Consider the following 21,402-nt stretch of genomic DNA (forward strand, 5'->3'; position numbering starts at 1 on the left):
CGATCCGGGCACCCGCTATCAAGTTTTGCCGCAAGTTACCGATAGCCCCTTCAGGCGTGCCAGCATTTCGTGCCGTGTCCCGGCCAAGCAGCATGCCCAGCGTTTCTCGATTTCCGTATAAAAGCCAGTGGAGCCTCCCGTGCGCCAGCGTTATCTAGCCTTGCTCAGTGTGTTTGCCAGCCTTCCTGCGATGGCGCTCACTTTCCAGACCCGTCTGGAGAGCATCGAGTGGACGGTCGAAGGCGACAAGTTCGAGTGTCGGCTGAGCCAGCCGATCAGCGATTTCGGCAGTGGCGAGTTCGTGCGCAAGGCGGGCGAGCAGGCCACGTTCCGGCTCAAGGCCTATAATCCGATGCTCGGCGGCGGCTCTGCGACGTTGCTGGCGGCCGCGGCGCCTTGGCAGCCCGGGCGGGGCGATATCAACCTGGGCTCGGTCAGGATCGGCAGCGGCGATGTGCTTTTCAACAGCTCCCAGGTACAGGCCGGCCGCTTGATCAGCGGGCTGATGGAAGGTCGCAGTCCCGTAGTGCGACGCAACACCGAGGACGGGCGGGTGTCGGAGGTTCGGTTGCTGCCCGTGCGCTTCAACAAGGCGTTCAATGATTACCAGGGCTGCGTAGCGAAACTCTTGCCGAAGAACTTCGAGCAGATCAAGCAAACCCAGATCGGCTTCCCTGGCGAGGGTACCGAGCTTGACGCCCAGGCCAAGGCCCAGTTGCAGGTCATGCTCGACTTCATCAAGGCGGACCCGAGCGTCAATCATGTCGAGCTCGATGGCCACTCCGACAACAGTGGCAACCGCCTGACCAACCGCGAGTTGTCGCGTCGCCGAGCCCTGGCTGTCCAGGATTTCTTCAAGGCCAACGGTTTCCAGGAGTCCCAATTCACCGTGCGCTTCCACGGCGAGCGTTATCCGCTGGTTGCCAATACCAACGCAGCCAACCGGGCCAAGAACCGGCGCGTGCTGGTAAAACTGGAGCGGGTAGCCCCCACCCAGGCGCCGGCCCCACAGGCGCCAGCTCCTGCGGCAACGCCGGCGGCACCTGCCGTGGCGCCCGCTGCTGCGCCGGGCAAGACGCCGACGCCGGTTGCCCCGACCAAGGCGGCTGCGCCTGCCGGAGCGACTGCACGTACTTCCTGAGCCGGCCTGATCGTCGCGCACTCGACATAATCTGTCGCTTCGTCGTCATAAGCTGTCGCGCCTCTGTAAATTATCCGCGCTGGACGTTAGACTTCCCGGCTTTCCGTACAACCCGTGGAGTGATGGCATGGCGGACGTAAACAAGGTCGTTCTGGCGTATTCCGGCGGCCTGGACACTTCGGTGATCCTCAAGTGGCTGCAGGACACTTATAACTGCGAAGTGGTGACCTTCACCGCTGACCTGGGACAGGGCGAGGAAGTCGAGCCTGCACGCGCCAAGGCCCAGGCCATGGGCGTCAAAGAGATCTACATCGATGACCTGCGCGAAGAGTTCGTCCGCGACTTCGTGTTCCCGATGTTCCGCGCCAACACCGTTTACGAAGGCGAGTATCTGCTGGGTACGTCCATCGCCCGTCCGTTGATCGCCAAGCGCCTGATCGAAATCGCCAACGAAACCGGCGCCGACGCCATTTCCCATGGCGCCACCGGCAAAGGCAACGACCAGGTGCGTTTCGAGCTGGGCGCCTATGCCCTCAAGCCGGGCGTGAAAGTCATTGCACCGTGGCGTGAATGGGACTTGCTGTCCCGTGAAAAACTGATGGATTACGCCGAGAAGCACGCGATCCCGATCGAGCGCCACGGCAAGAAGAAATCCCCGTATTCGATGGATGCCAACCTGCTGCACATTTCCTATGAAGGCGGCGTGCTGGAAGACACCTGGACCGAGCACGAAGAAGACATGTGGCGCTGGACCGTCTCCCCGGAGAAGGCTCCCGACACTCCGCAATACCTGGAACTGACCTATCGCAACGGCGATATCGTCGCGCTGGACGGCGTGGAGATGAGCCCGGCCACCGTGCTCGCGACCTTGAACCGCATCGGTGGCGAACACGGCATCGGTCGCTTGGACATCGTCGAGAACCGCTATGTCGGCATGAAGTCCCGTGGCTGCTACGAAACTCCGGGCGGCACCATCATGCTGCGTGCCCACCGGGCGATCGAATCGATCACCCTGGACCGCGAAGTGGCTCACTTGAAGGATGAGTTGATGCCCAAGTACGCCAGCCTGATCTACACCGGCTACTGGTGGAGTCCGGAGCGCCTGATGCTGCAACAGATGATCGATGCCTCCCAGGTCAACGTGAACGGTGTCGTGCGCCTGAAGCTGTACAAGGGCAACGTGATCGTGACCGGCCGCAAGTCCGACGACTCGCTGTTCGATGCCAATATCGCGACTTTCGAAGAAGACGGCGGTGCCTACAACCAGGCAGACGCGGCCGGCTTCATCAAGCTCAACGCCCTGCGCATGCGCATCGCGGCGAACAAGGGTCGCAAGCTGTTCTGATCCGCTCCAATGGAAACGGCCTGCATGAGCAGGCCGTTTTTTTATCTCCCCTTCCAGAGCAATGCTCACGGCTTCCTCCTTCGACGCAGACGGACCAAGTGACTGCGTTTTTCCCTTTCCCTTCGTAACGCATAGCGGCGCCTGCCGGCGGAGCCATGCCTGCCTTTCTTGACCTGTTTGCTTTTGGGGAATTCTGAAGGTGAATACAGAGCGCGGTGGTTGAAATTGAGCGTCAGAAAAAACAACAACGATAGGAAAAAGGGAAAACCGATCAGGAACCAGACGTAACAGTCACGATCGTCGCTGTCCAGGAACGGCAAGGATATCGCTGCGGATGTTTCCGACAAACTTGCAAGTATGGCAATAAGCGTCATTGGGTTGATGACGGTCTTTTTTAATTTGTTCATGATGGATGCTCATGGGTAATTACATGCTCATTGATTAAAGTTTTGGTTTTATTAGCGGCCGCCCGAAAGGGTGATCAGTCAAAAAAGACAATCAGGTCGGTCTTGTCCAATTCCTCCGGGCGCTGTCTTTTTTATACAGAAACTCATTCCATTGAGTGAAATTTTTACCGTTTGTATGAAATTAAATCCGTTACTATTTATAAAAATACAAGGGCGGCATGCGTTGAAACACCTTCTGTTTTTCCGAGAAGGATCCCCTCATTCATGCGAGGTCGGCATGTCGGATTTATGGCGTTAGCCTCGTGGAAAATTTCACGGCACATTATTTTGCAGATAATTTGTAGGAAAAATCTGTATTGCTTGTAGGTTGCGTCTTTCGCTGCGAGCGCTCACGAGCAACGGCATGCCAAGGAAGAAATGACTAGGCTATTGTGCGTGCTCTAAAAATTCGAACAGCGAAATTGGATGTGCCCATGAATAAAGTGCTGATCGTGGACGATCACCCCGTCATTCGTCTTGCTGTACGTTTGCTAATGGAGCGTCATGGATATGAAGTTATCGCCGAAACGGATAATGGCGTTGATGCCTTACAGATCGCCCGAGAACAAATGCCCGATATCGTTATCTTGGATATTGGAATTCCGAAGTTGGATGGGCTGGAAGTCATCGCACGCTTGACCGTCAATCCTTCGCCCGTGAAAGTGCTGGTATTGACCTCCCAGGCACCCGGGCATTTTTCGATGCGCTGTATGCAGACAGGGGCGGCGGGCTATGTTTGCAAACAGCAGGATCTGACGGAATTGTTAAGTGCGATTAAGGCCGTGTTGTCAGGCTATAGTTACTTTCCCAACCAGGCACTGCATACGGTACGTTCAACACTCGGAAATGCCAGCGAGTCCGAGATGGTGAATCGTCTGTCTGGGCGGGAAATGATGGTCTTGCAGCAACTGGCTCGTGGAAAGACCAATAAGGAAATAGCAGACGCGATGTTCCTGAGCAACAAGACCGTCAGTACCTACAAGACTCGCCTGTTGTTGAAACTGAACGCCCGTTCGCTGGTCGACCTGATCGAACTGGCACAGCGAAATGGATTGGTGTGAACGCCAGGCCTCTCACACGATAAAAAGCCTCCATGCGGGAGGCTTTACGTGTCAGAGATCGAAGTCGTAGTCGGCGAGTTGCTTTTGCAAGCGGCGCTCTTCCAGCAGGTTGTCGATGGTGCGGCGTTTGCTCAGGTTGGTTTTTGCAACCTCCACCACAGGTTCCACTTCGTCAGCCTCGACGGCGACGAAATCGTCTTCTACATCCAGTTGTTCTTTGCCAGTGCTCATGGGTTCGACTCCAGGCTAAGACTGCCATTGGCGCCCCTTATATCGATAAACCATCGGCGGGTAAAAAAGATTTTTTCAATCGAAGGATAAACAAAAGCAATAGCGCATCAATCGTCAGATGTCTTGTGCTTGTACTCGCATAGATCTTCGATCCGGCAGCTCCCGCAGCGGGGCTTGCGGGCCAGGCAGACGTAACGTCCGTGCAGGATCAGCCAGTGATGGGAATCCAGGAGGTATTCCTTGGGAACGAATTTCATCAACTTGTTTTCCACTTCCACTACGTTCTTGCCCGGGGCGAGCCCAGTCCGGTTACTGACGCGGAAAATGTGGGTGTCGACCGCCATCGTCAACTGCCGGAACGCGGTGTTGAGGACCACGTTGGCAGTCTTGCGGCCGACGCCCGGCAGGGCTTCCAGCTCTTCGCGGGTCTGGGGGATCTCACCGCCGTGTCGCTCGATCAGCAGGCGACAGGTTTCGATCACGTTTTTCGCCTTGCTGTTAAACAGTCCGATGGTCTTGATGTACTCGGACAGCCCTTCGACGCCCAGGGCAAGGATCGCCTGCGGCGTATTGGCCACCGGGAAGAGTCTGGCCGTTGCCTTGTTGACACCGACGTCGGTGGATTGGGCCGAGAGAATTACCGCGATCAGCAGTTCGAAAGGGGAGGAGTAGGCCAGTTCGGTCTTTGGCTCCGGGTTGTCTTCATGAAAGCGACGAAAGATTTCCAGACGTTTTGCGGCGTTCATGGGCGCGGCGTTTCCTCTAGGGTTGAACGGGTTTTGGTGCCGATCAAGGCTTGATAGGCAGCGAGCAACAGGCCGAGCAAAATGAATCCGCCGGGGACGATCAAGGCCAATGGCACGCCTCTGCCTATCAGCTCGCGCAAAGCGCCCAGGATGATAACCAGCAGGCCGAATTGTCCCGCCAACCTGAGATGAACCGTCATGCGTCGCTCGGTAGCGGTATGTTCCAGCGCCACGCAGCTCAATGCGATCCATCCGATATACACGGCCAACGCGCCATGCCGCTCCAATATCCAGGCTTGTGCGAGGAGGTCCGCGCAGGCGGTCATGGCGGCGGCCACGGCGATGGATGCAATGAGTTGCTGGCAGGCTGTAAGGCGTGGTCTCAGCAGCGCCATTGTCGAGCCGTGGGCGAAACTGATCACAACCCAGGCGAGCCAAAGGATCAGCGCATTGATCAGCGAGTCACTGGCGCCGACCACGGGCACGAGGACCAGGGCGCGCGGCCAGGAGGGGGAGTCATTCATGGCTGGTCGCTCCGGTCAACTGAGCCTTGTGCTCGTCGAAGTAACGCAACGTATCGTGCACGGCCTGGAGCACCGCCCTGGATGTCACCGTCGCACCAGCCAACTGATCGAACTGGCCGAGGTCCTTTTTCAATGCCCACCCCTCGTCGGCAGGCGCCTGGCGCGACTTGCCATGGAACGTTTGCAGCCAGGCATTCGGCCAGCCCGCTATCCCCGCGCCCAGGCCGGGAGTTTCCGACTGGCGCAGGGTCTTTACGCCCAACACTCGTCCTGCCGGATCCACAGCGATCAATAATTCGATGGTGCCCTCGTAGCCCAGTACCTGGCTGCGTAGCAACACGGCGCTGGGCGCCCCTTCGCGAGTTGCCCGGTAAGCGCCCAGCAATGTGCTGCGGGGCAGCGTTACCGGGGTTGCAATGACAGGTTGCGCCAAAGGCTGATTGTCATAGCGGTCGCTCGGCAGTACGTCGAGCAAGGTCCGGGTGGCGATAGCTCGGCGCTGCGCCTCGATGCGCCCAGCGGTGCTGATTTGCGTCAGGTACGTGGCGCCTACGGCGAGGCCGCCCAGCAACACCAGGATCACAACGCCTGCGGTATTCTTCATGTCAGCGGGCGCCTTTGTCGTGCGTCGACGAAGCGCTCCAGGGCCGGCACGGCGAGGTTCATCAGCAGCACCGCAAACGCCACTCCATCCGGAAAGCCACCCCAGGTGCGAATCAGGTAGACCAGCAATCCCACGCCTGCGCCAAACAACAAACGCGCCAGCGGAGCCCTGGCACCCGACACGGGTTCGGTCACGATAAAAAACGCGCCGAGCATGGTTGCGCCGGTCAGCAGATGAAACAGTGGCGAACCGTGGGAGTCCGAGCCCGAACCGTTCCAGAACAACAGGCTGATCGTGAACAGGCTGGCTAGCATGCCCACCGGGGCGTGCCACGTAAATACCCGTTGTTGCAGCAGGAACAGGCCGCCCAAAAGGAACGCCAGGCTGACCCACTCGACACCGTGCCCACCCCAGCGGCCGAACGCCGGGTCGCTGGCAAACAGCTCGTCGATCGTCAGGCTCGTGTTGATCCGCAGGCTATCCAGCGCGGTGGCGCCGGCCCATCCATCGGGGGGCTGGCCAATGTCGGCGACCAGACGCAGACCGTCGGCCAGGCCCAGGCCATGGGCCGCTGGCCATTGGCTCATGTGCTGCGGGAATGCCACCAGCACCAAGGCATACCCGAGCATTGCCGGGTTGAACGGATTGCTGCCGACCCCACCCCAAACGTGCTTGCCCAACAACAAGGCGCAGGCGACCGCCGTGACGGTCAGCCACCAAGGGCAGTACGCCGGCAAGGCCAGGGCGAGCAACGTGGCGCTGACCAATGCGCTGCCGTCGCGCAGGTCAGGTTCGAGAGACCTTCGCCGCAAACGCAATACCAGCGCCTCGATCGCCAGCGCTGTGAGACCGGACAACATCAGGTTCAGCAACACACCCCAACCAAAGACCCACATCGAGGCCAGCGCGCCGGGCAGCGTGGCGAGAAGGACTCGACGCATTGCATGGCGTAGACGCTCGTCCAGCGGATCAGCGAGTGGCATGGGCATCCACCTGCTGTTCGGCGTCTCTGACGGCTTGCTCCAAGGCTTGCAGTTGGTCTTGGGAGGCCGCGGCAGCCCGGGCTTTGCTGAGTTCGGCGCGCCGCATCGCCAATTGGATCTTGGCCCGCTTCAGTTCGACGTCATTTGCCGGTGGCGGGGGCGGTGCCGGTGCGGGCGTGGCAGGCGACGCAGTGCTAACCAGTCGGGCCAACGCCTGTTCGGCCGCTTCGAACTGGCGTTGCAGCATGATCAACTGTGACTGTTGCTCGAAGGTTGGCGGGTGGCCGAACGCCCTCAAGGATTTATGCAACTGCGCCCGGCTCATGGCGAGATCGACCTTGGCTTTCTTCAGTGCGGCATCCGCAGTGGCGGCTTTTTGCGCGCGTACTCGCTCCAATGCGGCCTGGACCGGATCGAGTGGCTGTACCTGGGCTTGTTGGGCGTTTCGCTGGATTCTGGCCAGGCGCTCGGCTTGACGCTGCTCTTCCTCACGACGCAGACGGGCGGTGCGTTGTTCGAAACGTCGGCGAGCATGGTTGCGCTTGATGGTTCGTGCTTGCCGTTCTTCGTCGCTGGCGGCCAACCCGCCAACGACCGGCGTTACGGTTGTCATCGGCAGTGGCCGCATCTCGATGCAATCCACCGGGCAAGGCGCCACGCACAAGTCACAGCCGGTGCATTCGTCGATGAGAACCGTGTGCATCAGTTTCGCCGCGCCGACGATCGCGTCCACCGGGCAGGCCTGGATGCACTTGGTGCAGCCGATGCATTCGGCTTCGCGGATAAACGCGATCTGTGCCGGCGCCGAGCCGCGACTGGTGTCCAGCTCCAGCACCGGTACCTGCATCAGCTCGGCCAGGGCTGCGATGGTTTCCCGTCCGCCGGGTGGACATTTGTTGATCGGTTCGCCTTGGGCGATGCCTTCGGCGTATGGCTTGCAGCCGGGGTGGCCGCATTTGCCGCATTGAGTCTGCGGAAGCAAGGCGTCGATGTGTTGGATCAGGTTCATGTCTTGACCAGCCCGTGCAATCCGAGAAAAGCCACTGCCATCAGGCCGGCACAGATCAGCTGGATCGGCAGCCCCCGGAAAGGCAACGGAATATCGTTGTCGAGGATGCGCTGTTGCAAGTCGTCAAACAGACTCAGCACCAGCCAGAAACCCAGGCCGGCACCCAGGCTGGTCGCCATGGCCTGGCCAAGGCTCGTGGCCTCCCGGCTGACGAGTAGCGTGACGCCCAGTATGGCGGCATTGCCGAGGAGCAACGGCCACAAGCCGGCGAACGGCAGCATGGGCAGCCAGCGCCCCAGCAGCCGTAGCACTGGCCCGATCAGCAAGACGCTCAGGGGCAGCCAAACCAATAATTGCAGTGATGCCAGGTCAGCCGGGACCAGCAACCATTGATCGACCAGATAGCCCAGGGTACCGACACAGAGCATCAGGCCTGCCGTCGCCAGGCCCAGGGCGTGTACCTGGCTTCTACCCTTGGCTGCCAGCAGCGGATCGACGCCCAGCGGCCAATGCAACATCAGATTGTTGATCAGGGCCGCGCTCAACAGGGATAAGAGGATTTCGGTCATGGGTATGGGGCGACAGGGCCTGTGACAAGATTAGGCATTATCCGGCACACCGTGAGGGTGGGCCAGATATGAAAAATCCCACAGTCGCTCGATAGCGACTGTGGGATCGGTGTCGCGTGCAGTCGCGTTACTTGATCCGCTGGCCCGGCTTGGCGCCGCTGTCAGGGCTCAACAGGTAGATTTCTTCACCACCAGGGCCTGCCGCCATCACCATGCCCTCGGAAATACCGAAACGCATTTTGCGTGGCTTGAGGTTGGCGATCATCATCGTCAGCCTGCCTTCAAGCTTGGCCGGGTCCGGATAGGCGCTCTTGATGCCGGAGAACACGTTGCGTTGTTCATCGCCGATGTCCAGGGTCAGGCGCAACAGCTTGTCGGCGCCTTCCACGGCCTCTGCCTTGACGATCAGCGCCACGCGCAGGTCAACGGCGGCGAAGGCATCGAAGTCGATTTCCGGCGACAGCGGGTCCTTGGCCAGTTCGCCGTTGCCGGCAGGGGCGCCGGTGTCGGTCTGGCTGGCGGCCAGGTCTTCCTTGGATGCGTCGATCATGGCTTGGACCTTTGCGGAATCGATGCGGGTCATCAGCGGCTTGAACTCGTTCAGCTGATGGTTGCTCAGCAGGGTCTGGTGGTCGTTCCAGGTCAGCGGTGCAACGTTCAGGAACGCTTCGGCATCGGCCGCCAGCAGCGGCAGCACCGGCTTGAGAAAGATCACCAGCTGGCGGAACAGGTTGATACCCAGGGCGCAGATGGCCTGGACTTCGTCCTGCTTGCCTTCCTGTTTGGCCAGCGACCACGGCGCCTTGTCGGCAATCCAGGCATTGGCGCGGTCGGCCAGGGCCATGATTTCGCGCATGGCACGGGCGAAGTCGCGGTTCTCGTAGGCATCGGCGATGCTTGGCGCGGCGGCGAGGAAGGCGTCGGTCAGTTCCGGCGCGGCGTTACCGGCCACCAGCACACCCGCGTTGCCCTTGTGGATGAACCCGGCGCAACGGCTGGCAATGTTGACGACCTTGCCCACCAGGTCGGAGTTGACCTTCTGCACGAAGTCTTCGAGGTTCAGGTCCAGGTCGTCGACGCCACGGCCGAGCTTGGCCGCGTAGTAGTAGCGCAGGTATTCCGGCGACAGGTGGTCCAGGTAGGTCCGCGCCTTGATGAAGGTGCCGCGGGACTTGGACATTTTCTGGCCGTTGACGGTCAGGTAGCCGTGGACGTTGATGCCGGTCGGTTTACGGAAGCCGGCACCTTCGAGCATGGCCGGCCAGAACAGCGCGTGGAAGTTGACGATGTCCTTGCCGATGAAGTGGTACACCTCGGCGGTGGAATCCTTGCCCCAGAACGCATCGAAGTCGAGGTCCGGCGTGCGGTCGCAAAGGTTCTTGAAGCTCGCCATGTAGCCGATCGGCGCGTCCAGCCACACGTAGAAATACTTGCCGGGTTCGCCGGGAATCTCGAAGCCGAAGTACGGCGCATCGCGGGAAATGTCCCATTCCTGCAAGCCCGAATCGAGCCACTCGGCGAGCTTGTTGGCGACCGCGTCCTGCAGCGTGCCACTGCGGGTCCAGGCCTGCAGCATCTGCTGGAAGTCCGGCAGCTTGAAGAAGAAGTGCTGGGAGTCCCTGAGCACCGGGGTTGCGCCGGAAATCGCCGACTTCGGGTCTTTCAGGTCGGTCGGTGCGTAGGTTGCGCCGCATTTCTCGCAGTTGTCGCCGTACTGGTCCTCGGTACCGCACTTCGGACAGGTGCCCTTGATGAAGCGGTCGGCCAGGAACATTTTCTTTTCCGGGTCGAAATACTGGGTAACCGAACGGGTGGAAATATGCCCGGCATCACGCAGCTTCAGGTAGATCTGGCTCGACAGCTCACGGTTTTCTTCGGCGTGAGTGGAGTGGAAGTTGTCGAAGTCCACCAGGAACTCGGCAAAGTCGGCGCTGTGTTCAGCCTGGACATTGGCGATCAGTTGTTCCGGGGTGATGCCTTCTTTTTCCGCGCGCAGCATGATGGCCGAACCGTGGGCGTCGTCGGCGCAGACATAAATACATTGGTTGCCGCGATGCTTCTGGAAGCGCGTCCACATATCGGTCTGGATGTATTCCAGCATATGGCCGAGGTGAATCGAACCATTGGCATAGGGCAGGGCGCTGGTGACGAGGATCTTGCGTGGCTCGGACATGGGGCTCGGCTACTTGATGAAACGGAGGTCGGCCACTATAAAGCGCTGGCGGCTTTTTTTCACCCTTCAGGGCTGTTTCGGGATGCATTGCCGGGAGCAGCAGAGCACAACTGTGGCGAGGGGATAAATTCCCTCGCCACAAAGATATCCGCGCGACAGTAATCGGGTCGCCACAAAAGCACGCGCGGCGTAGGATAGCCGCCTGTTTTTCAAGCCTTGCTATCGGAGTTGCCCATGAGCGCCGTCAATCGCGCAGCGGTGGAAGCCGTCCTTCGCCAGTACACCGACCCCTACCTGAACCAAGACCCGGTCAGCGCCGGATGCGTGCGCGCCATCGACATCCACGGAGATCGTGTCAACGTCCAGCTGGAAATCGGCTACGCCGCCGACCTGTTCAAGAACGGTTGGGCGCAGATGCTGCAGATGGCCATCGAGGGCCTGGATGGCGTGACAACTGCAAAGGTCGACGTCACCCGCGTGATTGCCAGCCACAAGGCCCAGGCCCAGGTTCCCGGGTTGGCGAACGTCAAGAACGTGATCGCGGTGGCCTCGGGCAAGGGCGGCGTGGGCAAGTCCACCACCGCCGCCAACCTGGCCCTGGCCCTGGCTCGGGAAGGGGCCAAGGTAGGCATTCTCGACGCGGACATCTACGGTCCGAGCCAGGGCATCATGTTTGGCATCGCCGAGGGCACCCGACCGCAGATCAAGGACCAGAAGTGGTTCGTGCCGATCCAGTCGCACGGCGTGGAGGTGATGTCCATGGCGTTCCTGACCGACGACAACACACCCATGGTCTGGCGTGGGCCGATGGTGTCCGGGGCGTTGCTGCAACTGGTCACGCAAACCGCCTGGGGTGACCTGGATTACCTGGTGATCGACATGCCGCCGGGCACCGGCGACATCCAGCTGACCCTGGCGCAGAAAGTCCCGGTGGCCGGCGCGGTGATCGTCACCACGCCTCAGGACCTGGCCTTGCTGGATGCGCGCAAGGGCGTGGAGATGTTCCGCAAGGTCAACATCCCGGTGCTGGGCGTAGTGGAGAACATGGCCGTGCACATCTGCTCCAACTGCGGGCATGCCGAGCATCTGTTCGGTGAAGGCGGAGGGGAGAAACTGGCTACCCAGTACGGGGTCGAGTTGCTGGCTTCGCTACCGCTGTCGATGGTGATCCGCGAGCAGGCCGACGGCGGCAAGCCAACCGTCATCGCCGAACCGGACAGCCAGATCGCCATGGTCTACCAAGAGCTCGCGCGCCACGTTGGCGCGCGGATCGTGCTGCAGGAAGCCGCATCGCCGGTGATGCCGAACATCACTGTCAGCGACGATTGATGCCTTGAAACACAATCCTCGGTGGAGCCAGCAAGCTCGCCCCACCGAGGATATGTGGCGCGTTTAGATCCGCATCCCTCCATCCATCTCCAGGATCCGTCCGGTGTAGTAGTCGTTCTCGAAGATATAGGCGGCCGAATGCGCGATCTCCTCGGGCTTGCCCATGCGCTTGAGCGGGATCACGGAGGTCATTCTTTCCAAGGCTTCCGGTTTCATGCCCAGGGTCATTTCGGTTTCGATGAAGCCTGGTGCGATGCCCGCCACGCGGATACCGTAGCGCGCCAGTTCCTTGGCCCAGGTCACGGTCGCAGCGGCCACGCCGGCCTTGGCGGCCGAGTAGTTGGTCTGGCCGATGTTGCCGGCGCGCGAGATCGACGAGATATTGATGATCGCACCGCTGTTCTTCAGCTCGACCATTTTCGCCGCCACTTCGCGGGTGCACAGGAACACACCGGTGAGATTGACGTCGATCACGGCCTGCCACTGGGCGAGGCTCATTTTGGTCATATCGCCGTCCTTGACCTTGAGCAACAGACCGTCACGCAGGATGCCGGCGTTGTTGATCAGCCCGTGGATCGCGCCGAAGTCCTCAGCGACCCGGGCGACCATGTCGACCACCTGGTCTTCATTGGCAACGTTGCACAAATAGGCGCGGGCCTCGACGCCCTTGGCTGCGCAGGCGGCAACCGCCTGGTCGAGTTTTTCCTGATTGAGGTCGACCAGCGCTAGCTTGGCGCCCTTGTCGGCGAAATACTCGGCCATGGAGCGACCCAGGCCCTGGCAACCGCCGGTGATAATGATTACTTTGTCAGTGAGTTGCATTCTCATGTCCAGAGGGCGCAGCGGTGGAGGGGGACTGTTCCAGAGAGACTCTCGATTCGCGGCGATGTAGCCCGGCTGCACGCGAAAACAGTCCCGCAGGTGTGGCGGAACATTACTCCACTCGCTTGACCGTTTTCTAGACGGATTTTATTAAAGGAGTCATAAATTGAGCGTTGAAGCTGCCAAGCATGCCCGTGAACTGCTGCTCAAGGAATACCGCGGGATGCTCTCGACCCATTCCAAATCCATGCCCGGCTTTCCGTTCGGCTCCGTGGTGCCCTATTGCCTGGACGAACAAGGCCGGCCGCTGATCCTGATCAGCCGTATCGCCCAGCACACTCATAATCTGCAAAAAGATCCCAAATGCTCGATGCTGGTCGGCGAACGCGGCGCCGAAGATGTGCAGGCGGTGGGGCGCCTGACCTATCTGGCAGAGGCGCGCAAACTCGAGGACAGCGTCGCCATCGACGCCGCCGCCGAGCGTTATTACCGCTATTTTCCTGAGTCGCAGAACTACCATAAGGCCCATGACTTCGATTTCTGGGCACTCGACCCGGTGCGCCATCGCTACATTGGTGGGTTTGGCGCGATTCACTGGATTGACCAGATCACCCTGGCCAACCCTTTCGCCGGCAGGGCCGAAGCCAGCATGATCGAACACATGAATGCCGATCACGCCAATGCCATCGCCCATTACGTGGAATTGAGCGGCCTGCCGGACAATGAACCGGCGCAACTGGTCGGCATCGACAGCGAAGGCATGCACTTGCGCATCGGGCAGGGCCTGCATTGGTTGGCGTTTCCAAACCCTTGCAACACGCCGACACAAGTGCGCGAAGCCTTGGTTTATCTGGCTCACGCCCAGCAATGGCCAAAAAATGCCGAGGTCGATGCTTGAATTCACGAAAGGGCGACGTCATTTAAGGTTTCATAGCAAGGCATTCTTGCGTAGAGGAACCCTTTGATGCGCCCTTTTTTGTTGCTCTTTCTGCTGTTCCCGGTGTTGGAGCTGTTCGTATTCGTCAAGGTCAGCGGTGCGATCGGGTTCTTCCCGGCGCTATTGCTGGTCATTCTCGGCTCGATGCTCGGTGTCTTCGTGCTGCGTATCGCCGGTCTCGCCACGGCGCTGCGTGCCCGTGAAAGCCTGAGCCGTGGCGAGTTGCCTGCCCAGACCATGCTCGAAGGCCTGATGCTGGCCTTGGGTGGTGGCCTGTTGATCCTGCCAGGTTTCATCAGCGACGTGCTGGGCTTGGTCATGCTGTTGCCGTTTACCCGTCGGTTGCTCGCCAATAAGATGCGGCAGCGCGCCGAAGAGCAGGCGATGCGCCAGCGAGCGTTCGCCGATGATCTTCAACCCCGTGGCGGACCGGCTCCGCGTGAGCCTGTGGGCCGCGAGCCTAACGTGATCGAAGGCGAGTTCGAACACCGGGATTCCAAGTAAACCCCGCCACGGCGCCTTCGGGCGCCGTGTTCGTTTTCGCGACCACAAGCAAAAAATTTCTACCCCTGGCCCTTGTAATCCCCTTGCACGCCCATATGTATGGGTCACCGCAAGGTTTCCGGTGGCGACACTGGACAGACTTCCGCGGTTCGCTTGACGAACCGCACCCCGGCTCAGCCGGCTTTTGTTAAACCCGCCGGGACTACACCGGCCGATGAAAACCAAAATTAGGAGAGATCGACAATGAAGCTTCGTCCTCTGCATGACCGCGTCGTCATCCGTCGCAGCGAAGAAGAGAAGAAAACCGCTGGCGGTATCGTCCTGCCAGGTTCGGCTGCCGAAAAAGCCAACCACGGTGAAGTTCTCGCTGTAGGTCCAGGCAAGGCCCTGGAAAACGGTGAAGTACGTGCGCCGGCCGTGAAAGTGGGTGACAAGGTTGTGTTCGGCCCTTACTCCGGCAGCAACACTGTGAAAGTCGACGGCGAAGACCTGTTGGTAATGAGCGAGAACGAAATCCTCGCCGTTCTCGAAGGCTGATTTTTCCGCTCATTTTCCCGCTACTACAAAGTATTTAAGGAATATCGATCATGGCTGCTAAAGAAGTTAAATTCGGCGATTCCGCCCGCAAGAAAATGCTCGCCGGTGTCAACGTCCTGGCTGACGCAGTAAAAGCGACCCTGGGCCCGAAAGGCCGTAACGTGATCATCGAGAAAAGCTTCGGCGCTCCGACCATCACCAAGGACGGCGTTTCCGTAGCCAAGGAAATCGAGCTGAAAGATCGCTTCGAAAACATGGGCGCGCAGCTGGTCAAGGACGTTGCCTCCCGTGCCAACGATGACGCCGGCGACGGTACCACCACCGCGACCGTACTGGCTCAGTCGATCGTCAACGAAGGCCTGAAAGCCGTCGCTGCCGGCATGAACCCGATGGACCTCAAGCGCGGCATCGACAAGGCGACCATCGCCATCGTCAAGGAACTCAAGGGCCTGGCCAAGCCATGCGCTGACTCCAAGGCGATCGCCCAGGTGGGTACCATCTCGGCCAACTCCGACAATTCCATCGGCGACATCATTGCCGAAGCCATGGAAAAAGTCGGCAAGGAAGGCGTGATCACTGTTGAAGAAGGCTCGGGCCTGGAAAACGAACTGTCGGTCGTAGAAGGCATGCAGTTCGACCGTGGCTACCTGTCGCCATACTTCGTCAACAAGCCAGACACCATGGTTGCCGAGCTGGACAGCCCGCTGATCCTGCTGGTCGACAAGAAGATCTCTAACATCCGCGAAATGCTGCCAGTGCTGGAAGCCGTTGCCAAGGCCGGTCGCCCATTGCTGATCGTGGCTGAAGACGTCGAAGGCGAAGCCCTGGCGACCCTGGTCGTGAACAACATGCGTGGCATCGTCAAAGTCGCAGCCGTCAAGGCGCCAGGCTTCGGCGACCGTCGCAAGGCCATGCTGCAGGACATCGCCGTACTGACCGGCGGTACCGTTATCTCCGAAGAGATCGGCCTGAGCCTGGAAAGCACCACCCTGGAGCACCTGGGTAACGCCAAGCGCGTGATCCTGTCCAAGGAAAACACCACCGTGATCGACGGTGCTGGCAACGACGCCGATATCCAGGCTCGTGTGACCCAGATCCGCGCACAAGTGGCCGAGACTTCGTCCGACTACGACCGTGAAAAACTGCAAGAGCGCCTGGCCAAGCTGTCCGGCGGCGTTGCTGTGATCAAGGTTGGCGCCGGCTCCGAAGTTGAAATGAAAGAGAAGAAAGCCCGCGTTGAAGACGCCCTGCACGCCACCCGCGCAGCCGTCGAAGAAGGCGTGGTACCTGGCGGCGGCGTGGCACTGGTTCGTGCCCTGCAAGCCATCAGCGAGCTGAAAGGCGACAACGACGACCAGAACGTTGGTATCCAGTTGCTGCGTCGCGCTGTTGAAGCTCCACTGCGCCAGATCGTTGCCAACTCCGGCGACGAGCCAAGCGTAGTGGTCGACAAGGTCAAGCAGGGTTCGGGTAACTACGGTTACAACGCTGCTACCGGCGAATACGGCGACATGATCGAAATGGGTATCCTGGACCCAGCCAAAGTGACTCGTTCGGCTCTGCAAGCGGCTTCGTCGATTGCCAGCCTGATGATCACCACCGAGGCGATGATCGCTGAAATCAAGGAAGACGCTCCAGCTGGCGGCGGCATGCCAGACATGGGCGGCATGGGTGGCATGGGCGGCATGATGTAAGCCAGCCTTACCCCTGTAGCGAAAAACCCCGCCGGCGAAAGCCAGCGGGGTTTTTTATTGATTTTGGATTTGTCCCGGTCTTGAAGCCGCACCAATCCCGCATTGGGATTTATGCTCAGGCATTCGCGGGATGGTTGAGGGCCATGCGCTCTGGCGTAGGAGCCGGTCGGTACAGCACGAAGTAATAGCACCCCAGGCAAATCAGCCAACAGAACACCGCTGTCCAGACGTTGTGGGAAAAGAAGTGCGCCCCTTGCATCATCCGACCGATGGAGAACACCGTGCCCAGGGTGAAGGCGAAGACCAGGGAACGACGGGCCAGGCGCGGGCGGCGATCCCGCAGCACGAAGAACAACGCGAACAGTGTGAAACCGGTGGCGGCGTGACCGCCGGGCCAGCAACGGCCAGGTTTGTCGGTGGCCGGGCGCGGGCTCAGCAATTCGCTGTAGGTTTCCTTGCCGCCAAACTCCTTCAGGCTCCAAGGGCATTGCACCGCCGTCACCGCTTTCAGCGGCGTGACAAAGGCCGTTGCCAGCGCCAGCGACAAGACCAGGCAACCCAGTTCACGCTTGATCGGTTTGAGCCGATCGATAAAAAACGAAGCGATAAACCCTGCGACTGCCAGGACGGAGAACCCGATGACCATCTGCTTGGCCCGGTCATGCAGGAGGTCTTCGAGAAAAAAGCTGTGCCGACCGATGAATCCACCGTCAGCACTGTAGAAAAGCCGGGCCAGGTCCATGTCCAGCGTCGTCAGCTCCAGCAGCACCAGCGCTAGCGCGACAACAGCGGGAAGCCCCAGGGCGATCCTGAAATTCAAGGGGCTGGAAGCAGGGCGATTGGTGGCGCAAACCATGGTCGATACCTTCGATGAAATGTTCTTGAGCAGCAGGTTGCGCGCAGTCTGGTCCGCGTCGCGTTGGGCAGGCGTGAATGCCGGGTGAAAAACTCGTCAATGCCCCTTCCCGGGTCGAGACAACCCTAGCCGTGAAACACGCTTGGCCTTAAGCTGCGCGGGCCACGACGATTGCCTACGTGTGCAGGAGAGATGTCCATGCGAATTCTATTGGTCGAAGACAACCGCGACATTCTGGCCAACCTGGCCGATTACCTGGGGCTCAAGGGCTATACCGTCGATTGTGCCCAGGACGGTTTGTCGGGATTGCACCTGGCCGCCACCGAGCACTACGACCTGATCGTGCTCGATATCATGTTGCCGGGCATCGATGGCTACACCTTGTGCAAGCGCTTGCGTGAAGACGCGCGGCGCGATACGCCGGTGATCATGCTCACCGCGCGTGACCAACTGGACGATCGCCTGCAGGGCTTCAAGTCCGGGGCCGACGATTACCTGGTCAAGCCTTTTGCGTTGTCCGAGCTGGCGGCGCGGATCGAAGCGGTCATGCGTCGCGCCCAGGGCGGAGGGCGGCGGGCGTTGCAGGTCGGCGACCTGAGCTACGACCTCGACACGCTGGAAGTGACCCGCGAAGGTCGGCTACTCAAGCTCAACCCCGTAGGCCTCAAGTTACTGGCGGTACTGATGCAGAAAAGCCCCCATGTATTGCGACGCGAAATTCTCGAAGAGGCCTTGTGGGGCGATGACTGCCCGGACAGCGATAGCTTGCGCAGCCACGTCCACCAACTGCGCCAAGTGATCGACAAACCGTTCGAGAAACCGTTGCTGCACACGGTGCACGGCGTCGGTTACCGCTTGGCCGAGGGCCGGGATGGAGTTTAAGCAGAGCCTTGCCCAGCGGATCATCATTGCGTTCGCGTTAATGAGCGCGTTGGTGGCAGGCGCGTTTGCCATGGGCATCGTGGCAACCGTTCACCTGGTTGAAGAAAAACTGATTTCCGCCGGGCTTGGCGGAGACCTGCAACGCCTGTTGCTGATGGACAACGTTTCCGACTGGAGCCATCGGCCCGAACCCGACCAGTTGTTCTATTTCAGCGGCGGCCCAGGTGATTTCGAATTGCCCAAGGACCTGCGCCATCTGGATCGTGGTTTTCACGAAGTGTTTCGCGAACAACTGTCCTATCACGCCATGGTGGAAATCGTCGACGGTCGGCATTACGTGTTGCTCCAGGACCAGAGCGATTTCGAAGAGCGCGAGCGGGTACTGTTCGCCGTGGTGCTGGTGGGCTTCGTGCTCAGTCTGGCGCTGGCGGTATTCCTCGGTTGGGTGCTGGCACGCCGGGTGATGGCGCCGGTCGTGCGCCTGGCTCGCCAGGTTCGGCATCGCGACCAGCTCCTCGGACTTGCTCCGCCGCTCGCTCCGGACTATGCCGCCGACGAAGTGGGCGAGCTCGCCGTGGCGTTCGATGCGACGTTGGGGCGACTGCGCCAGGCCTTGACCCGTGAACGATTGTTCACCAGTGACGTCAGCCATGAGCTGCGTACTCCGTTGATGGTGCTGGCCACTTCCTGTGAATTGCTGCTGGAGAACCCGGCGCTCGACCCGCGGGGTCGTACCCAGGTCGAGCGCATCAACCGCGCCAGTGAAGAAATGCGCGAATTGGTGCAGACGTTCCTCATGCTTGCCCGGGCCCAGCGCGAAGACAATGCAATCTCCCCTCGGTCGACCCTTGGACAGGTTGCGGAAAACCTGCTGGGTGTCTGGCGCGCGCCGATCGAGTCCAAAGGCCTGAGTTTGGTCTTCGAACCGGGGCAAACCGCTGATACGCAATACAACGCCACCTTCCTGACGGCCGTCATGGGCAACCTGTTGCGCAATGCCTTGCATTACACCGACCAGGGGTTTATTCGCGTCTCCCTGACGGCCACTGGATTTGTGGTCGAGGACAGCGGCGTGGGCATTCCCGAAGAGAAGCGCGAGGCGATGTTCGAGCCGTTCGTGCGCGGCAATGAAAAGCGAGGCGAGGGCTTGGGGCTGGGTCTTTCGCTGGTGCAACGAATCTGTGAGGACCAGGGTTGGACAGTGAGCCTCAGCACAATGGAGCCGAACGGTTGCCGTTTCGAGGTGGAGCTGGATCCAAAGAGGTGAGAGGTGCTTCGGAAAATCTTGAAACGACTTGTTCAGTTCCGTAACGGTTTTTTCACGAAGCGATGACGCAGCTGTTCATAGGGTGGGCTCCTTTCTATAACGCAGAGCCCCCCATGCCCAAGACCATCGAGCTGGATTTTTCCGTAAAGTATGACGAACAGCACGCCAGGCAATATTGCCATAAACACCGCAGCGGCTTGAGCCGCCGCCTCTCAAACCGTCGCGACCACCAACTGGCCCGCCGCGCCCTGGCGTTGGCCGGTGATCCTGGCTTGGTGTTGGACCTTCCCTGCGGCGCCGGGCGGTTCTGGTCGTTGCTGGCCGAAAAAACGAATCGGGTCATCATCGGCGCGGATAATTCCGAAGCCATGTTGCAAACGGCGAGGAACCTCCAACCCGCCGATTTTGTAAATCGGGTACAGCTTTTGCACACGTCTGCGTTCGACATTGCCTTGCCTGATAACGCCGTCGACAGTATTTTTTGCATGCGCTTGTTGCACCACATTGGTGAGCCCGCGCACCGACTGGCCATGCTGCGTGAATTCGGGCGTGTCAGCCGCGACAGTGTGATCGTTTCATTGTGGGTTGATGGGAATTTCAAGGCTTGGAAACGCAAGCGTCTCGAGCGCACTCGTGGGCAGAAAGACTACCAGAACCGATTTGTGTTACCTGTCGCTACAGTCGAGGGTGAATTCCGACAGGCTGGCTTTCGCATCCAGGAACGCCTGGATTTCCTACCGTTGTATGCCATGTGGCGAGTTTATGTCTTACGCAAGGGGTAACGGGTATGGTTGTACTGGCAACGGAAGCCCCGACGGTTTCCCGTGGTTGCTTTGAGCATTTCTGGGGTCTGAGCGGTGAATGGGTGGAGCCAGCCAATACGCGGCGAGGCGGTGAAAGCGGTGTGCAGCGGATCCATAGTGACGGCGGACTGCTCTATTCCAAACGCCAGACCGGCCACATCTACCGTAGCCTGCTATACCCCTTCGGCCGTCCCACTGTGTTGCGTGAAGAACAAGCGCTGGCGGCGCTGACGGAGCTCAACATCACCGTACCGCGAATCGTTTTCTGCGGAGCGCAGAGGGATCCGGTACATAAGTGGCGCGCACTGCTAATTACCCATGCACTGGATGGCTTCGAGCAAATCGAGCATTGGTACGCCGCAGGCGGCCGCGAACGTCATGGCGAGGCCGTGCATGACTGTGTGCTCCAGGCGTTGGCAGAAGACCTGGCCCGCATGCACAAGGCGCGTTGGCAGCATGGTTGTCTCTATATCAAGCATGTATTCGTTCGAGTGACAGGGGATGGCGAGTCGACCAAGGCCGAGGTGGCATTGCTGGACCTGGAAAAAAGCCGTCAACGCTTGACTGCCCGAAGCGCCGCCTCCCATGACATGAAGCAGCTACGGCGCCATTCGTCGTTCCATGATGGTGATTGGGAAAAGCTCGTCTATTTTTATACAGCGGCGTTTGGCAGCGCTATCAAAGGTTTGTAGCGATGAAAGTAGAAATTGCTAGAGGTTTGTTTTTGGTCGGAGCCCTGGCAGTTGCATCAATGGCGGTAGCGGTATGGGAACAGCCGCGCTCGCAGATTCTCAGCGCCTCCACGGTTGGCGTTCATTGTCCTGTGCCTCGGATTGCCAAGGCCAGCGAGGCGATCCGACCGGACAGCGATCTGTTGTTGTTCATGTTTGGCCTATCCCAGGGCATGAAACCTCAGAGTTGAGCTTCGATTGAAACAAA

General features: G+C 59.8%; 23 protein-coding genes and 1 pseudogene. 13 read left to right on the top strand and 11 right to left on the bottom strand.

From position 1 onward, the window contains the following. The first annotated feature begins 139 nt into the window (after nucleotides 1-139). Nucleotides 140-1,141 (top strand): flagellar protein MotY, encoded by a 1,002-nt coding sequence (locus VQ575_RS06150; protein WP_039591756.1) that lies wholly within the window; start codon nucleotides 140-142, stop codon nucleotides 1,139-1,141. A 127-nt stretch (nucleotides 1,142-1,268) separates the two neighbouring features. Then, nucleotides 1,269-2,486, top strand: coding sequence for an argininosuccinate synthase (locus VQ575_RS06155; protein WP_024779511.1), 1,218 nt, complete (start codon nucleotides 1,269-1,271; stop codon nucleotides 2,484-2,486). A 175-nt stretch (nucleotides 2,487-2,661) separates the two neighbouring features. On the opposite strand, the pseudogene VQ575_RS06160 reads toward VQ575_RS06155, so the two are convergent. Then, nucleotides 2,662-2,893, bottom strand: a pseudogene (locus VQ575_RS06160) (hypothetical protein); the annotation flags it as partial. Between the two features lie 473 nt (nucleotides 2,894-3,366). Between VQ575_RS06160 and VQ575_RS06165 the strand changes: the two are divergent. Beyond that, nucleotides 3,367-3,993: a response regulator transcription factor gene (locus VQ575_RS06165; protein ID WP_039591757.1), complete on the top strand. Its 627-nt coding sequence runs from the start codon at nucleotides 3,367-3,369 to the stop codon at nucleotides 3,991-3,993. Nucleotides 3,994-4,044: 51 nt separating this feature from the next. On the opposite strand, the gene VQ575_RS06170 is transcribed toward VQ575_RS06165, so the two are convergent. The 8 genes from VQ575_RS06170 to metG form a co-directional block, all read right to left on the bottom strand. Then, complete coding sequence (locus tag VQ575_RS06170; RefSeq protein ID WP_039591759.1) at nucleotides 4,045-4,224, bottom strand: PA3496 family putative envelope integrity protein; 180 nt, start codon at nucleotides 4,222-4,224, stop codon at nucleotides 4,045-4,047. Between the two features lie 107 nt (nucleotides 4,225-4,331). Beyond that, the gene (gene nth / locus VQ575_RS06175; RefSeq protein WP_039591761.1) at nucleotides 4,332-4,970 is read right to left on the bottom strand and encodes an endonuclease III; all 639 of its coding nucleotides are present in this window, start codon (nucleotides 4,968-4,970) and stop codon (nucleotides 4,332-4,334) included. Further along, a complete protein-coding gene (locus VQ575_RS06180) occupies nucleotides 4,967-5,494 on the bottom strand; it encodes an Rnf-Nqr domain containing protein (protein ID WP_325919277.1) in 528 nt (175 codons plus the stop codon). The genes nth and VQ575_RS06180 overlap by 4 nt, the downstream gene beginning before the upstream one ends. Continuing rightward, the gene (locus VQ575_RS06185; protein WP_325919279.1) at nucleotides 5,487-6,098 is read right to left on the bottom strand and encodes an RnfABCDGE type electron transport complex subunit G; all 612 of its coding nucleotides are present in this window, start codon (nucleotides 6,096-6,098) and stop codon (nucleotides 5,487-5,489) included. The genes VQ575_RS06180 and VQ575_RS06185 overlap by 8 nt, the downstream gene beginning before the upstream one ends. After that, nucleotides 6,095-7,081, bottom strand: coding sequence for an RnfABCDGE type electron transport complex subunit D (locus VQ575_RS06190; RefSeq protein WP_045156728.1), 987 nt, complete (start codon nucleotides 7,079-7,081; stop codon nucleotides 6,095-6,097). The genes VQ575_RS06185 and VQ575_RS06190 overlap by 4 nt, the downstream gene beginning before the upstream one ends. Beyond that, entirely contained in the window at nucleotides 7,068-8,090 is a 1,023-nt protein-coding gene (rsxB, locus tag VQ575_RS06195) for an electron transport complex subunit RsxB (RefSeq protein WP_039591765.1), read from the bottom strand. Before rsxB ends, VQ575_RS06190 begins: the two co-directional genes overlap by 14 nt. Continuing rightward, nucleotides 8,087-8,659, bottom strand: a complete 573-nt coding sequence (locus VQ575_RS06200) for an Rnf-Nqr domain containing protein (protein WP_039591766.1) — start codon at nucleotides 8,657-8,659, stop codon at nucleotides 8,087-8,089. The genes rsxB and VQ575_RS06200 overlap by 4 nt, the downstream gene beginning before the upstream one ends. A gap of 127 nt (nucleotides 8,660-8,786) precedes the next feature. Continuing rightward, entirely contained in the window at nucleotides 8,787-10,832 is a 2,046-nt protein-coding gene (gene metG, locus VQ575_RS06205) for a methionine--tRNA ligase (RefSeq protein WP_045156725.1), read from the bottom strand. A 234-nt stretch (nucleotides 10,833-11,066) separates the two neighbouring features. Here metG and apbC point away from each other — a divergent pair, with 234 nt between their 5' ends. Beyond that, nucleotides 11,067-12,161, top strand: a complete 1,095-nt coding sequence (apbC, locus tag VQ575_RS06210; RefSeq protein ID WP_198724622.1) for an iron-sulfur cluster carrier protein ApbC — start codon at nucleotides 11,067-11,069, stop codon at nucleotides 12,159-12,161. Nucleotides 12,162-12,224: 63 nt separating this feature from the next. Here apbC and VQ575_RS06215 read toward each other — a convergent pair whose 3' ends face one another. Then, nucleotides 12,225-12,983 carry an SDR family oxidoreductase gene (locus VQ575_RS06215; protein ID WP_325919281.1) on the bottom strand — a complete coding sequence of 253 codons (759 nt, stop codon included), beginning with the start codon at nucleotides 12,981-12,983 and terminating at the stop codon, nucleotides 12,225-12,227. A gap of 166 nt (nucleotides 12,984-13,149) precedes the next feature. Here VQ575_RS06215 and VQ575_RS06220 point away from each other — a divergent pair, with 166 nt between their 5' ends. From VQ575_RS06220 to groL, 4 genes are all read left to right on the top strand, one after another. Continuing rightward, entirely contained in the window at nucleotides 13,150-13,881 is a 732-nt protein-coding gene (locus VQ575_RS06220; protein WP_045156723.1) for a HugZ family pyridoxamine 5'-phosphate oxidase, read from the top strand. A gap of 66 nt (nucleotides 13,882-13,947) precedes the next feature. After that, nucleotides 13,948-14,424, top strand: a complete 477-nt coding sequence (locus tag VQ575_RS06225; protein ID WP_039591771.1) for an FxsA family protein — start codon at nucleotides 13,948-13,950, stop codon at nucleotides 14,422-14,424. 243 nt (nucleotides 14,425-14,667) lie between these two features. Then, a complete protein-coding gene (locus tag VQ575_RS06230; protein ID WP_039591772.1) occupies nucleotides 14,668-14,961 on the top strand; it encodes a co-chaperone GroES in 294 nt (97 codons plus the stop codon). A gap of 50 nt (nucleotides 14,962-15,011) precedes the next feature. Further along, entirely contained in the window at nucleotides 15,012-16,655 is a 1,644-nt protein-coding gene (gene groL / locus VQ575_RS06235) for a chaperonin GroEL (protein ID WP_030142514.1), read from the top strand. 115 nt (nucleotides 16,656-16,770) lie between these two features. On the opposite strand, the gene VQ575_RS06240 is transcribed toward groL, so the two are convergent. Then, nucleotides 16,771-17,511, bottom strand: a complete 741-nt coding sequence (locus VQ575_RS06240) for a phosphatase PAP2 family protein (protein WP_039591774.1) — start codon at nucleotides 17,509-17,511, stop codon at nucleotides 16,771-16,773. Between the two features lie 198 nt (nucleotides 17,512-17,709). Here VQ575_RS06240 and colR point away from each other — a divergent pair, with 198 nt between their 5' ends. The 5 genes from colR to VQ575_RS06265 all read left to right on the top strand — a co-directional run bounded on the left by colR (nucleotide 17,710) and on the right by VQ575_RS06265 (nucleotide 21,385). Further along, a complete protein-coding gene (colR, locus tag VQ575_RS06245; protein ID WP_039591775.1) occupies nucleotides 17,710-18,393 on the top strand; it encodes a two-component system response regulator ColR in 684 nt (227 codons plus the stop codon). Beyond that, nucleotides 18,383-19,660 carry a sensor histidine kinase gene (locus VQ575_RS06250; RefSeq protein ID WP_039591776.1) on the top strand — a complete coding sequence of 426 codons (1,278 nt, stop codon included), beginning with the start codon at nucleotides 18,383-18,385 and terminating at the stop codon, nucleotides 19,658-19,660. The genes colR and VQ575_RS06250 overlap by 11 nt, the downstream gene beginning before the upstream one ends. Before the next feature lie 113 nt (nucleotides 19,661-19,773). After that, nucleotides 19,774-20,442 carry a class I SAM-dependent methyltransferase gene (locus VQ575_RS06255; RefSeq protein ID WP_039591777.1) on the top strand — a complete coding sequence of 223 codons (669 nt, stop codon included), beginning with the start codon at nucleotides 19,774-19,776 and terminating at the stop codon, nucleotides 20,440-20,442. A 5-nt stretch (nucleotides 20,443-20,447) separates the two neighbouring features. Beyond that, on the top strand, nucleotides 20,448-21,155 hold the full coding sequence (locus VQ575_RS06260) for a lipopolysaccharide kinase InaA family protein (RefSeq protein ID WP_039591778.1): 708 nt from the start codon (nucleotides 20,448-20,450) through the stop codon (nucleotides 21,153-21,155). A 2-nt stretch (nucleotides 21,156-21,157) separates the two neighbouring features. Continuing rightward, complete coding sequence (locus VQ575_RS06265) at nucleotides 21,158-21,385, top strand: hypothetical protein (protein WP_039591779.1); 228 nt, start codon at nucleotides 21,158-21,160, stop codon at nucleotides 21,383-21,385. Nucleotides 21,386-21,402 lie beyond the last annotated feature (17 nt).

Origin of the sequence: Pseudomonas frederiksbergensis, assembly GCF_035751725.1 — a bacterium.
GTDB lineage: Bacteria > Pseudomonadota > Gammaproteobacteria > Pseudomonadales > Pseudomonadaceae > Aquipseudomonas > Aquipseudomonas frederiksbergensis_A.